Source organism: Streptosporangium sandarakinum (assembly GCF_050942225.1).
GTDB classification, from domain to species: domain Bacteria; phylum Actinomycetota; class Actinomycetes; order Streptosporangiales; family Streptosporangiaceae; genus Streptosporangium; species Streptosporangium nondiastaticum.
Map to the genome: position 1 here is coordinate 4,447,589 of NZ_CP192034.1, position 12,158 is coordinate 4,459,746.

Here is a 12,158-nt window from a genome sequence, read left to right on the forward strand (position 1 = left end):
GGCCGGGCGGCCGAGGTCGGCCGGTTCTGCCGGTCTGCGGCCTGTGGTTCCTGCCCGGCGTGGGGTTCCGCCGGGACGCGGTCTACGACCGGCCGGCGTGCCGGACGGCGTGCCGGACTGCGGCCTGGCGGGCGCGCCGGGCCGTTTTGCTCTGCCCGAGCCGGCCTCCGGCGCCACCCGCGACCCCGACGCCGCAAGACGACGACGAGATCTGAAACGTTACGTTGCCATCTCGCGGCATATGGTGCGTGACAGCGCCGTACAAGTTGATCGCAGGCAGTCTCTCTACAAGATCGCTGATGGAGGGTTCTACGTGGCCGTTTCGATCCGAAGTGCGAAGTTGGAAGATGTTTCCGCGCTCGTCGAGCTACGCATGGCGAACGCGGAGCATCACGTTGGGCTTGGCCCGTCGGTCCATCGCCGACCGGACGGCGATGTGGTGCGCGGCTACTTCGAGAGTCGTCTGCGCGACGGGCAGGATGACCTGCTGCTCGTGGCCGAGGTGGAGGGCGAGGCAGCGGGTATGGCGGAGGTCGTCCTGCGATCGGCGCCTCCCGACCATCAGATCCTGATTCCGCGCCGCACCGCGGAGGTCCACACTGTGGTTCTTGACCGCCATCGTGGTCAAGGTGTCGGTCGGGCTTTGCTGGCCGCGGCTGAGCAGACCGCCAGGGACCGCGGCGTCGAGTTCCTCCTTGCGGTGATCTTCGCGCCGAACGAGGACGCCGTCGACTTCTACTCTTCGGCCGGATTCGGTGACCACGGGCTGCTGCTCGGCAAGGGACTGGGCGCGGGCTGATCAGCGCCACGGCGTTCGCCTCAGCCGTTGGGTCCAGGCCCCGCAGCAACGCGGCGAGCCGTACGCCCAGCCGTCACCGGCCCGGTCGAGGTGACGGCTGGGCGTACGGCTTCAGGCCTCTGACCTGCGATGGGATAGCGGTCGAAGGTGACCCGGGTCGCGCCGGTCAGTTCTCGCCGATCAGGTCGGATCGCCTCGACCTGCACCGCGCCGAGCAGCGCGTTGGCCAGCCGCATCCGGTACGGCCCCTCCCCACCGGGGCGGGCGGCCTCGGTGGCGTGCTCATCGGCGGTACCGGTGCCGTCGTACAGGCCGAGTGCGGCCAGGGCGGCGGCGAGCTGGGCGGCGGAGGCGGGCTCATCAGAAAGCGGGGGGAGATCCATGAGGGGCCACCGTAGAGGCCCCAGCCCGGGGCACCAGAGGGTTTCGAGCGTTTCGAGCGGCGCCTACGCGCGAGCGCGTGAGACGGCGGCCCCCAGAGCCGGGGGAACCCAAGCGAGGCCGGGCAGCCGTGGGGGTGAAGAGCGGGTCAAGCACCTGGCCGGGATCGGAACCGGTGGATGTCGGACTCTTGGCAGGTGACCGGTGAGGAGTAGGAAAGTGCAGGTCACCACTGATATCGGGAGCTGCGATGCTGCGCGAGCGGGTGAGGAACGCCTGGAGGGCCCCCTGGAGCTCAATGCGCGTCCGGCGAGGACGGGGCCGGCTCTGGGCATGCCGGGCCCTGGCCGCGCTCCTGGTCGCAGCACCGGTGGCGCCGGTCTCCGCCGCCTCGGCCGATCCTGCCGGTCTGAGCGGCCGGGAGTTGATCTATGTCACCAACTACGCCGCCGGCACCATCTCGGTGATCGATGACGCGGCCGGCAAAGTCATGCGCACCTTCCGCGTCGGCGACAGCCCGGGCAGGATCGCCGCCGGCCCCGACGGCCGCCGTCTTTACGTCACCGACTTCGTCTCCGGGAAACTGTCGGTGATCGACACCGCCACCGGCGCCGTGGCCGCCATCCCCGTCGGCAAGGCTCCCATCGGCGTGGCCGTCAGTCCCGACGGCCGGCGGGCCTACGTCGCCGACTTCGGCGGCGGCAGTCTGTCGGTGGTCGATGTCACCACCGGCACGCTCATCGGCACCGTCGACACGGGCATCACCCCCGTGGACGTGACGGTCAGCCCCGACGGCCGGCGCGCCTACGTCACCGACTTCCTGTCGGGGTCGGTGGCCGTGGTCGACACCACCGCCGGCACGGTGGCCGGCACCATCACCCTCAGCGGCGGTCTGTGGGGGGCGCAGGTCTCCCCCGACGGACGGCGGCTGTACGTCGCAGAGCTGCAACGCAGCGTCGTGAATGTGATCGACACCGCGACGGGTGAGCCCACCGCCGGGCTGGACACCGGCAAGAGTCCCCGCTTCGTCACGTTCAGCCCCGATGGTGCCCGCGCCTACGTCAGCAGCGCCTACTTGGATACCGTCTCGGTGATCGACACCGCGGCTCCGCAGGTCGTCGCCGTCATCGGGGTCGGGGGCAGTCCGCGTGATCTGGCCGTCACCTCCGACGGCTCCCGGCTGTATGTGGCCAATCTGGTGTCCGACACCGTCTCGGTGGTCGACACCGCCGCCAACACCGTCGTGGACACCATCGCCGTCGGTGACCAGCCCGTCGGTGTGGTCGCCATCCGTCATCCGGCCCCCTCCGACGGCGACCCATCGCAAAGCCTCACGACGGCCACGGCCACGGCCACGGCCACGGCCCCGATCCGCGGCACGGCGGCCACCGGTCAGCGACACCCGCCGGCGGCCGCCGAGCAGGTCCGCTCCATCCGGCACAGCACCCATAGCCTGGCCGCGATCGGCGTCTCATCAAGCCGGCGCACTCCTGGCTCAAGGGGTGTGAGGCGGCCCGCATCCGGTTCTCGTTTCCGTCCTCACGGCCGATGCCGCTCCGCTGCAGCCGCAGGCAGGTCACCCCTTGCCGGCCGCCCCGGCGGGGGCCGAGCGTAGCCGTCGCGTCCCGCCCCTCAAGGCCGCTCCTCGCTGCGCTCGGACGACCTTGACCGCCGGGCCCGCCGACGGCTGGAAGACCTCGGCCCGGGGCGCCGAAAGAGCGGGAAGCGCGGAGCAAGTTAGTAGTTAAGAGCCCGGATTGTTCGATCAGCCTCGATCGTAGCCCCGCAGATCCCTTGGCCGGCACGCCCTTCCGAGCACAAGCGACGTAAAGGACATCAACCTGCGTAACGCCCTCTCAGAACGCCGACCGCCAACGTCGGCACCTGGGTTCGGCGCGCCTGACGACATGTGCGCTTCGGCGCCGGTGGAAACGTGGCACTCCGCCGGACGTCCTCGTCACCGGTCATGTCGAACAGGGCGGCGCGGCGTTCCAAAGATCGTTGATCAAGTGGTCTGACCGCCTGCCGGACTCAGGCCTTGGAGGCGTGCGTCTCCACTGCCACCCTGGCGAAGGCCAGGGCCTTGGCGGAGACGCTCGCCGTACGCCATATCAGCGCGTACTCGAACGGCCCGACGTCGTGGAACGGGACGTAGACCAGGTTGGGCCGTGGATAGTAACGGGTGCCCTGGGCGGCGGCAATCGTGACGCCCTCGCCCGCCGCAACGAGGGCGAGCAGTTCCTGCCAGTACTTCGTGGTTGTCGAGTGATGGATGGGCCGCCCGGCCGGGGTGCGATCAGGCATGTGACTCGCCTGGAAATAGCCCGGCATGCCGTCGATGAGCCGCAGGTTCTCACCCGCGAGATCCTCGACGGAGATCGACGTACGGCCGGCCAGGCGGTGCGAGGCGGAGACGGCGAGCATGGTCCGGTCGCGCACGAGCACCGGGCCCACGGTCAGATCGGGCTCGTCCACGGGCAGTTCGATCACCTGGAGGTCCAGCTCGCCCCGGCGCAGCGCGCTGTACCTGTCTGACAGGTGGACTTCGCGGATCTGCACCTCACACCCCGGATGCGAGGCCCGGAACGCCTCGACGACGTTCATGACCCGCTCGCTGGCCAGCGGGCTGGAGAAGCCCACGCGCAGCACCTCGCCGATGCCGCGCGCGGTATGCGACGCCTTGGCCACGGCTTCGAGAATCCCGTGGCAATGCGGACCGAGGTCTTCGCGCAGTTGCCTGCCCAAGGGGGTCAGGGCCACCCGGCGGCTGGTGCGCTCGAACAGCGGGCCGCCGACCCGGCGTTCCAGCGCCTGGGTCATCTGGCTGACCCGGGCGCGTGACACGTGCAGGCGGTCGGCCGTGCGGCCGAAATGCAGCTCTTCGGCCAGCACCAGGAACGTCTCCAGCTCCTGCCAGTTCACCGGCACCCCCTTTCGGTAAGGGCACCTTACCGAACGGTGAGAACTTTGCCGTTGTTCATGACCATCTGCCGGATTCACACTGCTTCAGGCAGACGACCACCGACGGCGACGAAGGGCTGAACCACACGATGACCAGGCAGCGCATCGAACTGGCGGAAGCGTCGCCACGAGCCGCCCGCCTGATCACCGCGCTGGAGGACGTGCTGCGGCGCGAGGGGTTGTGCGATGACCGGTTGCGCGAACTGGCGCGCATCCGGGTCGCCCAGCTCAACGGCTGCGCGTACTTCCTGGCCCTGCGCTCCGCGGAGGCGATCCGCCTGGGCGAGCGGCAGGAGCGGCTCAACGAGCTGGCGGGCTGGCGCGACTCGCGCCGGTTCACCGACTCGGAACGTGCCGCCCTGGCTCTCGCCGAAACGATGACCAAGCTTCCGGCCGACGGCGTGCCCGATGACGTGTACGGCGCGGCGGAGAACCTGCTCGGTCCCTACAACCTCGCGAATCTGATCATGGCCGTGTCCGTCGCGAACGCGCTCGATCGCATGTGCCTGACCGCGAGGGTCCCCCCTCCGCACTAGGCCTCACCAGGCCTGACATCCCCACGGGGCGGCTTCGCGCTGCCCTGATACATCCCAGAAGAGGAAAAGATGACACCTCGCGAACCCCTGGAAGCCCCCGACCCTCGGAGATGGCTGGCGCTGACCCTCTTGGTGGCGTCCTTCTTCATGGTCATCGTCGACTCCCAGATCGTCATGCTGGCCCTGCCCTCCATCGAGAGCGAACTCGGCTTCTCCCCGGGCGGCGTCCAGTGGGGGATGAGCGCGTACCTGCTGAGCTTCGGCGGCCTGCTGATGTTCGGCGGGCGCACCGCCGACCTGCTCGGCGGCCGCCGGATGTTCCTGCTCGGCACCGCCCTGTTCGGCCTCGCCTCAGTGCTGTGCGGCCTGGCCTGGAACGACTCGGTGCTGATCACTGCCAGGGTCGTCCAGGGCGTCGCCGCCGCGATCATGACGCCGACCGCGATGGCGGTGCTCATGCACACCTTCGCCGAGGGGCCCGAGCGCAACAAGGCACTGGGCATCTGGACCGGCGTCGGCGCCTTCGGCGCGACCGCGGCGCTGCTCATCGGCGGCCCGATCACCGACGGGCTCGGCTGGGAGTGGATCTTCTACATCAACGTCCCGGTCGTCGTGGCGGTCCTGGTCTTCGGCCCCCGTCTGCTCAAGACGACGCCGGTCCAGGACGGCCGCCGCCGCTTCGACCCGGCGGGCGCGGTGACCATCACCGCCGCCATCGCCCTGCTGGTCTACGCCGTCTCCGAGGCGCCGCTGGTCGGCTGGGGCAGCGGCCAGACCATCGGCCTGCTCATCGGCGCCGCCGTACTGCTCGTGATCTTCACCGTGATCGAGAACCGGTCGCAGGCCCCGCTGGTGCCGCTGCGGATCTTCCGCTCACCGACCGTGGTCGGCGGCAACATCCTGATGCTCATCGTCGCCATGACGGTGTACGGCGGGGCGCTCATCACGTCGCTCTACGCCCAGCAGGTCCTCGGCTACAGCGCGGTGAAGTTCGGGCTCAGCACCGCGATCTACGCGGTCATGTCGATCATCGGCGCGAACGTCAGCGCCCGGCTGGTCGCCAAGGTCGGCTACAAGCCCATCGCGATCGCAGGCATGACGCTGCTGGCCGGCGGCCTGCTGCTGCTGACCCAGATCGACCCCGACGGCGGCTACTGGAGCGACCTGTTCTTCGGCCTGGTCGTCTTCGGCTCCGGAATCGGCAGCACCAACGTCGCAGCCTCCATCGCCTCGCTCACCGGCGCCAAGCCCGAGGAGTCCGGCCTGGTCTCCGGCATCAACAACGCCGTCTTCCAGATCGGAGCCGCGCTCGGCATCGCGATCGCCTCGTCGGTCGCCTTCGCCTCCACGACGGGCGCCGACGCCAAGGGCTTGAACGACGGGTTCCAGGCGGGCTTCCTGGCCACCGCGGTCTTCGCGCTGGCCGGGCTCGCGACGGCGCTGCTCCTGCTGCTGCACCGGGACAAAAAGACGTCCCCGCAGGGCACCGGCAAGCACTCGGTGCCCGTTCACCACTGACCCAACCACCACGCATCACCAAGGAACACGCAATGACAGACGACAACGTGACCGTCATCGGGCTGGGCTCGATGGGTACGGCCATCGCCGAGGCGTTCATCAGGGCTGGGCACCCCACGACGGTGTGGAACCGTACGTCGCACAAGGCCGCACGCCTCGCCTCCAAGGGCGCGATCCACGCGGAGGCGATCGAGGACGCCGTGGCCGCGAGCCCGTTGATCATCACCTGCCTGACCACGTACGAAGACACCCGCCAGGTCCTGCAGCCGGTCGCCGCCGCCCTGTCGGGGCGCACCCTGGTCACCCTGAACAGCGGATCCCCGGCCGGTGCCAGGGAGACGGCCGCCTGGGCCGACGCCCACGCGGCCCGCTACCTCGACGGCGCGGTCAAGAACGTGCCCGCGGCCGTGGGGGCGCCGGACACCCTGATCTACTACAGTGGTGACAAGGCCGTCTTCGATGCCTGCGAGCCGACGCTGACGATACTGGGCGGCGACACCGTCCACCTTGGCGACGAGATCGACCTGGCCGCCCTGTACGAGATGGCGGTGGGCGCCCTCCTGCTGCCCACCCTCGTCGGCTTCTTCCAGGGCGCCGCCGCCCTCCGGGCACGCGGGCTGCACGCGGGCAGCATGGTGCGCTTCACCGGCAAGTGGCTGGACATGATCAAGTCCCTGCTCCCGGTGTACGCCAAGGAGATCGACAGCGGTGACTACAGCGACGCCGCCTCCTCCGTGAACCTCTTCCTGGCCGGAGCGGCCCACGACGAAGACCTCGCCCGGGAGACGAACGTCGACGTGACCTGGCTCGGCCCGCTGAACGACCTGCTGAGGCGAGCCGCCGAGGCCGGCCACGGAGACCACAGCATCTCAGCTCTCACCGAGGTGCTCGGCAAGCCGACCTCATCCTCCGGCTGAGAAGGGGAGGGGCGAGTTCATGGGGCCGCTTCGGAGTGAGCGTACCGGTGGGCTCGCCTCTTCAACGGTCGTGAGTTGTCGTTCCCAGCCGCCTGGTGCCGACCGTCGCGTACGTGGCCGTAGTGCCGTTGTGCGTGGCCGGCTTCTCGACCCTGGTCGACTGGCCCTTGGGCGGGGCCGCGCCGAGTGCGCCGTTGTTCGATCCGACGCACGAAGCCGGCCGCCAGTGTCACCAGGACCACTGGCCGAACGGCAGGACGAGCTCCGGCAGGCGCAGCAGGGCAGGTCTTACGCCGAGAACACGGCGATCGCCCAGGTCACGCCGCCGCAGGCATACGACATGGACGTCATCATCTACTCCCTCGTGCAGCCGGGGCCGCCCACGGGAGCTTTTCCGTCCGAATGAGTGACCGAGTCGTCCGAGGACGACTGGCACCGGCACCACCCCGGCTTCGCCACCGGCTTGGACGAGCGGCTCGCCGTCGTCGACACCGGAAGTCGGCCGCATCGGCGCGAGCAGTCCCGTCGCATAGGCCCGCCTGGCTGTGGTATCAAACGTGTCCTGCAACGCGGCCGTGGCCTCGTTGACCGAGCCGGTCTCTGTGACCGTCTCCCGCAACAGACCGACCCGGCATGCGACACCACGCCCCGTCCGTCCGCGCTGACCATGCCCCGGCGAACCCTCTTGCCACGCTTCACTCGACAAGTGGGTGAGGTCAGCCGCCGACCACCTCGACTGCCGCGGCTACAAGATCATCGACGACGGAGCAGACAGGAGCGTCGCCCCAGGCCTGCTCTGTGGCCCGCCCGTCTCCGGTGCGAACCAGAATCGGCCGAACGCCGGCGGACTGTGCGGCCGCGATGTCCGATGGCCGATCGCCGATCAGATGGCTCTTGGACAGGTCGAGGTTCAGCTCGCCGGAGGTCTGGGAACGGGCCTGCTCGCGTTGTTCGCCGTGGCCGGGCTCGCGGTGGCGGTGGCGGTGGCGGTGGCGGCGAGCGTGGTGGGGGTCGGACTGCTGCTCTTGCCGTTCACGGTCTCGCTGGTACGGCTGGTCGCCGAACGTGAGCGCGCGCGGCTCGGCCGATGGCGGCACCAGGTGATCAGCCCGTACGCCGCCCGCCCCGCCACCGGCTGGGCCGGCCGCACCCGCGCGGCCGTCCATGACCCGGCGACCTGGCGTGACCTGCGCTGGCTCGCCTGCCACGCCAGCATGGGCCTGCTGCTGGGCCTTCTGGGAGTCGTGCTGCCGGTCCTGGCCGTGCGTGACCTGAGCTTCCCGCTGTGGTGGCGGCTGCTTCCACCCGACGAGACCGGAACGTCCCTGGGCTTTCCCGTGCACACCTGGCCGGCCGCGCTGGCGGTCAGCCTGATGGGCGTCAGCTGGGCGGCCGTCCTCGTCGGTCTCGGCCCGGCGATGGCTCGCCTGCAGGCCCTGCCGGGGCTACGGCTGCTCGGCCCGCACCCGTCGGTGGACCTGTCGGAACGCCTCGCCCGGCTGTCGGTGACCCGCGCGGGCGCCCTGCGGGCGCACGCCGCCGAACTGCGCCGCATCGAGCGGGCGCTGCATGATGGCACCCAGAACCGGCTCATCGGCGTGGCCGTGCTCCTCGGCGTGGCGCGCGATGCGCTGACGCGCGATCCCGCGAGCGCGGAGGGAGCCATCGACCGCGCCCAGAGCGCCGCCGAACAGGCGCTCGGCGAGCTCCGGACCGTGATCCGGGGGATCCTGCCGCCGGTGCTGGAAGAGCACGGCCTGGCCGGTGCCCTCACCTCGCTGGCGGCCGACTGCCCCGTACTCTGCCAGGTCACGATGGCCGAACCGGGCCACCTTCCCGTCGCGGTCGAGAGCACCGCCTACTTCATCGCCGCCGAGGCCCTCACCAACACCGCCAGGCACGGCCGCGCCGCCACCGCGTCCGTCAGTGTCAGCCGCGTAGGCGAGGCGGCGAAGCCACAACCACTCGTTGATGGGGTGCCGTTAAGACTCGTGTCACCAGGTACACGCGATCGCGTCAGACCTGGTGGTGAGAGCATGGCGACACCGGACGACACCGTCGTTCCGTCGGGTCTTCCGCTCAGCGACGGAAGCTGCTGAACAGGCTCAATGCGATCGCGTGTACCTGGTAGCAGCTTCGTTGACGGCAGGCCGAGCCCAGCGTGGCCGTTCGAGCGCGCTACAAGAGCGTTGCAGCCGAACCACAAGCGGGCTTCCCTAGCCTCGGGATCATGTTGACGACCCTGGTTGTGACCGCCTCCCTCCTGTTCACCGGCGCACCCGCGCAGAGCGTGGCGACCAAGCCGCTGACCTTCCGCGGCATGACGCTCCAGATCCCCAAGACCTGGAAAGTCGGGAAAGAAGACATGTGGGGCATCCACGTCAAGACCGGCGGTTGCGGCCGGCTCGCCGTCGAGTGCCGTGGGTTCTACCTCGTCGGGCCGGAGGGCATCTCCCTGGCCCGCCACGGCAACCCTTACGACCCCGAGGAGCCGTACCACCCGGGCAACGGGCTCGCGGCCTGCGCACCCGACAAGCGCTACGTGGAGGACTTCCCCGGCAAGCTCGTCGCCCGTGGTCTCCGCCCGGTCGGTGCGGGACACAAGGCCACCTACCGCGTCTGGCGCGTCGGCTGCTCGACGCAGTCGGCCAAGCGGACCGGCGTCTCCTATCAGGAGCGGATCTGGCACCTGCCCAAGTCGAAGATCCTCATCTTCGACCAGTGGAGCGACAGCCGGCTCGGCACGATTCTCAAGCGGGCGACCTGGAGCTGAGCCCGCCGATCACGATGCTCGCGACCACGGCGAAACAGAGCAGGTGCGAGAACGGCCGTGGCGGCAGTGGCGATCAGCACGAACTGCCGTCGCGCCAGGACGTGGAGCGCGCGGATGTGCCGGAGCGCCACTCCCCCGAGCGCCGCGCGATCCTGGTGCTCCGCGATCTCGAAGGGGTACCGGACTCCCCGCGGGTGGCAGCCGGCACGGTGAAGTCGCGCCCGCGAGTGCATTCGCCGTGCCGCCTTCCGGTGGGCCAGGGCCGCCGGCCCCTCTGCCAAGCTCTACATCAACGACTTCAGCGTCGAGTGGAGCACCCCCAAGCGGGCCGGCCTCCACAACCTCGTACGCGACCTGCGGGCCCAGGGCGTGCCGATCGACGACGTCGGTCATGTCGAGCCGGTCGGCACCCGTCAGGCCGGCTGATCGGCCTGCTTGCCGTCGATCCGGCCCAGGGGGTGGGGGGCCGATTCCAGGGCGGCGCGGGCGTCGGGCCATGCGAGGTCGCCGGAGGTCAGGGCGCTGCGCAGGTAGGCCGTGGTGAGCCGCTGCAGCAGGGCCAGGCGTTCGGGGCTCTCGTCGGTCGTCTCGGCGACCTGGTGTCCGGCGACGCCGCCGAGGGTGTGCTCGGCGCCGAACAGCGTCAGCAGGCTCTTGGCGCCGGGGCTCAGGTGGTAGCCGTCGGTGAACCAGTCCGGTCCCCGCAGCGACAGCGGCGAGTCGTCCTTGTCGCCGGCGACCAGCAGGGCCGGGGTGGTCATGAACTCGAAGGCGGGGTTCATGAAGGGCAGGTGCTCGGCGGCGAAGGGCGACAGGTCCTGGCCGCCCGTGCCGGGCAGGGCGAGCAGCACGCCGGCCGTGACGCGGGGGTCGGACAGGTCCTGGCCTGGGCGGCCGTGGGCGTCCAGGATGCGGGCGCCGAGGAGCATGCTGGCGCTGTGGGCTCCCCAGGAGTGCCCGGCGACGGCCAGGCGGTCGTGGTCCACGCGTCCGGCCAGTCCCGGCAGGGCTGCTTCCAGGACGTCGAGGCTGTCGATGACGCGCCTGAGGTCTTCGACCCTGATGCGCCAGATGTGGGGGGTGCGGGGGTCGTCGGCGGGGAGGGCGAGGGTGCGGGAGTCGAGGTGGGTGGGTTGCAGGACGGCGAAGCCGTGGGCGGCCCAGTGGTCGGCCAGGGGGGCGTAGCCGTCCATGGACCAGCCGTGGCCGTGTGACAGGACGACGACGGGCAGATGGTCGCCGGTGGCGGGGGCCGAGACGCGGACCTGGAGGTCCTGGCCCCGTCCGGGGGCGGGCAGGACGACCGGCCTGACCGACACGACGGGGGCGGTGGGCGATGCGGGCATGGTAGTGCCTTCCGGGTGGAGTTGCCGCAGGTGGGCGTGGGAGAGGGCAGGGCTTGGCCGTCGGGCCTTGGCTCTGGCATGATGTGCAAGCGGGACGCTGTCCCGTTTTCGACAATACGGGACCGTGTCCCGTTTAGCAATCCTGACCCCTGGGAGGAACGGCGTGGAGGAGTCGCGTCCGAAACGGGCCGATGCGCGGCGCAACGAGGAGAATCTGCTGCGCGCGGCCGCCACGGTGTTCGTCGCCTCGGGCGTGGAGGCGCCGATCCGCGACATCGCGGCCGAGGCCGGCGTCGGCACCGCCACGATCTACCGCCATTTCCCCACCCGGGCCGACCTCGTCATCGCCGTCTACCGCCACCAGGTCGAGTCCTGCGCGCAGGCCGGTCCGGCCCTGCTGGCCGCCGGCCCGAGCCCGTACGCGGCGCTGCGGCAGTGGATCGGCTTGTTCGTCGACTTCCTGGTCACCAAGCACGGGCTGGCCGCGGTGCTGCAGCCGGACAACACCGGTTTCCAGGCGCTGCACGCCTACTTCCTCGACCGCCTGGTGCCGGTGTGCGCCCACCTGCTGGAGGCCGCGGCGGCCGCCGGCGAGATCCGTCCCGATCTGGACGCCTTCGAGATCATGCGCGGCGTGGGCAACCTGTGCATCGGGGCCGAGGCCGACCCCCGCTACGACGCCCGCCGCCTGGTCGGGCTCCTCGTCGCGGGCCTGCGCTCGTGAGCCCCCCGAGAAAGGGGTGCCACCGGAATACGGCGGATTCGGGCCGCCGAGCGGCAGGGACTTCTTAGACGTAGGTTTTCGGGCAGCATTCGTACAGGTGAGCCTGTCGTCCGAGAACGTGTACGTTTCTGGACACCGCCGCCAGGGGGCTGGTGACCGGATGCTCGGCCGGGCCAAGGGCCTGCGCCGCACATCAACTCCAG

The 12,158-nt window shown here is 70.3% G+C and carries 14 protein-coding genes; 10 read left to right on the forward strand and 4 right to left on the reverse strand.

Annotated elements, in window-relative coordinates:
- The first annotated feature begins 97 nt into the window (after positions 1-97).
- Entirely contained in the window at positions 98-799 is a 702-nt protein-coding gene (locus tag ACQP10_RS20910; protein ID WP_433539540.1) for an N-acetyltransferase family protein, read from the forward strand.
- Positions 800-819: 20 nt separating this feature from the next.
- Here the strand turns inward: ACQP10_RS20910 and ACQP10_RS20915 are convergent, their stop codons facing one another.
- Positions 820-1,182 carry a DUF6245 family protein gene (locus tag ACQP10_RS20915; protein ID WP_433539541.1) on the reverse strand — a complete coding sequence of 121 codons (363 nt, stop codon included), beginning with the start codon at positions 1,180-1,182 and terminating at the stop codon, positions 820-822.
- Between the two features lie 296 nt (positions 1,183-1,478).
- Here ACQP10_RS20915 and ACQP10_RS20920 point away from each other — a divergent pair, with 296 nt between their 5' ends.
- Positions 1,479-2,795 carry a cytochrome D1 domain-containing protein gene (locus ACQP10_RS20920; protein ID WP_433539542.1) on the forward strand — a complete coding sequence of 439 codons (1,317 nt, stop codon included), beginning with the start codon at positions 1,479-1,481 and terminating at the stop codon, positions 2,793-2,795.
- A gap of 416 nt (positions 2,796-3,211) precedes the next feature.
- Here the strand turns inward: ACQP10_RS20920 and ACQP10_RS20925 are convergent, their stop codons facing one another.
- On the reverse strand, positions 3,212-4,102 hold the full coding sequence (locus ACQP10_RS20925; protein ID WP_433539543.1) for a LysR family transcriptional regulator: 891 nt from the start codon (positions 4,100-4,102) through the stop codon (positions 3,212-3,214).
- Between the two features lie 128 nt (positions 4,103-4,230).
- On the opposite strand from ACQP10_RS20925, the gene ACQP10_RS20930 reads away from it, so the two are divergent.
- From ACQP10_RS20930 to ACQP10_RS20945, 4 genes are all read left to right on the forward strand, one after another.
- Positions 4,231-4,677: a carboxymuconolactone decarboxylase family protein gene (locus tag ACQP10_RS20930; protein WP_346021087.1), complete on the forward strand. Its 447-nt coding sequence runs from the start codon at positions 4,231-4,233 to the stop codon at positions 4,675-4,677.
- Between the two features lie 69 nt (positions 4,678-4,746).
- On the forward strand, positions 4,747-6,195 hold the full coding sequence (locus tag ACQP10_RS20935) for an MFS transporter (protein WP_433539544.1): 1,449 nt from the start codon (positions 4,747-4,749) through the stop codon (positions 6,193-6,195).
- Between the two features lie 32 nt (positions 6,196-6,227).
- Positions 6,228-7,112: an NAD(P)-dependent oxidoreductase gene (locus ACQP10_RS20940; protein WP_386150580.1), complete on the forward strand. Its 885-nt coding sequence runs from the start codon at positions 6,228-6,230 to the stop codon at positions 7,110-7,112.
- Positions 7,113-7,338: 226 nt separating this feature from the next.
- Positions 7,339-7,518: a hypothetical protein gene (locus tag ACQP10_RS20945; RefSeq protein WP_433539545.1), complete on the forward strand. Its 180-nt coding sequence runs from the start codon at positions 7,339-7,341 to the stop codon at positions 7,516-7,518.
- 310 nt (positions 7,519-7,828) lie between these two features.
- Here ACQP10_RS20945 and ACQP10_RS20950 read toward each other — a convergent pair whose 3' ends face one another.
- The gene (locus ACQP10_RS20950) at positions 7,829-8,026 is read right to left on the reverse strand and encodes an HAD hydrolase-like protein (RefSeq protein WP_386150587.1); all 198 of its coding nucleotides are present in this window, start codon (positions 8,024-8,026) and stop codon (positions 7,829-7,831) included.
- Here ACQP10_RS20950 and ACQP10_RS20955 point away from each other — a divergent pair.
- From ACQP10_RS20955 to ACQP10_RS20965, 3 genes are all read left to right on the forward strand, one after another.
- Positions 8,000-9,211: a sensor histidine kinase gene (locus ACQP10_RS20955; RefSeq protein WP_433539546.1), complete on the forward strand. Its 1,212-nt coding sequence runs from the start codon at positions 8,000-8,002 to the stop codon at positions 9,209-9,211. The genes ACQP10_RS20950 and ACQP10_RS20955 overlap by 27 nt on opposite strands.
- Positions 9,212-9,342: 131 nt before the next feature.
- Positions 9,343-9,885, forward strand: coding sequence for a hypothetical protein (locus tag ACQP10_RS20960; RefSeq protein ID WP_346021083.1), 543 nt, complete (start codon positions 9,343-9,345; stop codon positions 9,883-9,885).
- 231 nt (positions 9,886-10,116) lie between these two features.
- A complete protein-coding gene (locus ACQP10_RS20965; RefSeq protein WP_433541931.1) occupies positions 10,117-10,311 on the forward strand; it encodes an endo-1,4-beta-xylanase in 195 nt (64 codons plus the stop codon).
- On the opposite strand, the gene ACQP10_RS20970 is transcribed toward ACQP10_RS20965, so the two are convergent.
- Positions 10,299-11,231, reverse strand: coding sequence for an alpha/beta hydrolase family protein (locus tag ACQP10_RS20970; protein WP_433539547.1), 933 nt, complete (start codon positions 11,229-11,231; stop codon positions 10,299-10,301). The genes ACQP10_RS20965 and ACQP10_RS20970 overlap by 13 nt on opposite strands.
- A gap of 124 nt (positions 11,232-11,355) precedes the next feature.
- Here ACQP10_RS20970 and ACQP10_RS20975 point away from each other — a divergent pair, with 124 nt between their 5' ends.
- A complete protein-coding gene (locus ACQP10_RS20975) occupies positions 11,356-11,955 on the forward strand; it encodes a TetR/AcrR family transcriptional regulator (protein ID WP_433539548.1) in 600 nt (199 codons plus the stop codon).
- Positions 11,956-12,158 lie beyond the last annotated feature (203 nt).

Bases quoted from the DNA above. Each gene is read 5' to 3' on its own strand.
- ACQP10_RS20915 (WP_433539541.1), bottom strand. From the start codon at position 1,182: ATGGATCTCCCCCCGCTTTCTGATGAGCCCGCCTCCGCCGCCCAGCTC.
- ACQP10_RS20920 (WP_433539542.1), top strand. From the start codon at position 1,479: ATGCGCGTCCGGCGAGGACGGGGCCGGCTCTGGGCATGCCGGGCCCTG.
- ACQP10_RS20930 (WP_346021087.1), top strand. From the start codon at position 4,231: ATGACCAGGCAGCGCATCGAACTGGCGGAAGCGTCGCCACGAGCCGCC.
- ACQP10_RS20935 (WP_433539544.1), top strand. From the start codon at position 4,747: ATGACACCTCGCGAACCCCTGGAAGCCCCCGACCCTCGGAGATGGCTG.
- ACQP10_RS20940 (WP_386150580.1), top strand. From the start codon at position 6,228: ATGACAGACGACAACGTGACCGTCATCGGGCTGGGCTCGATGGGTACG.
- ACQP10_RS20955 (WP_433539546.1), top strand. From the start codon at position 8,000: ATGGCTCTTGGACAGGTCGAGGTTCAGCTCGCCGGAGGTCTGGGAACG.
- ACQP10_RS20960 (WP_346021083.1), top strand. From the start codon at position 9,343: ATGTTGACGACCCTGGTTGTGACCGCCTCCCTCCTGTTCACCGGCGCA.
- ACQP10_RS20970 (WP_433539547.1), bottom strand. From the start codon at position 11,231: ATGCCCGCATCGCCCACCGCCCCCGTCGTGTCGGTCAGGCCGGTCGTC.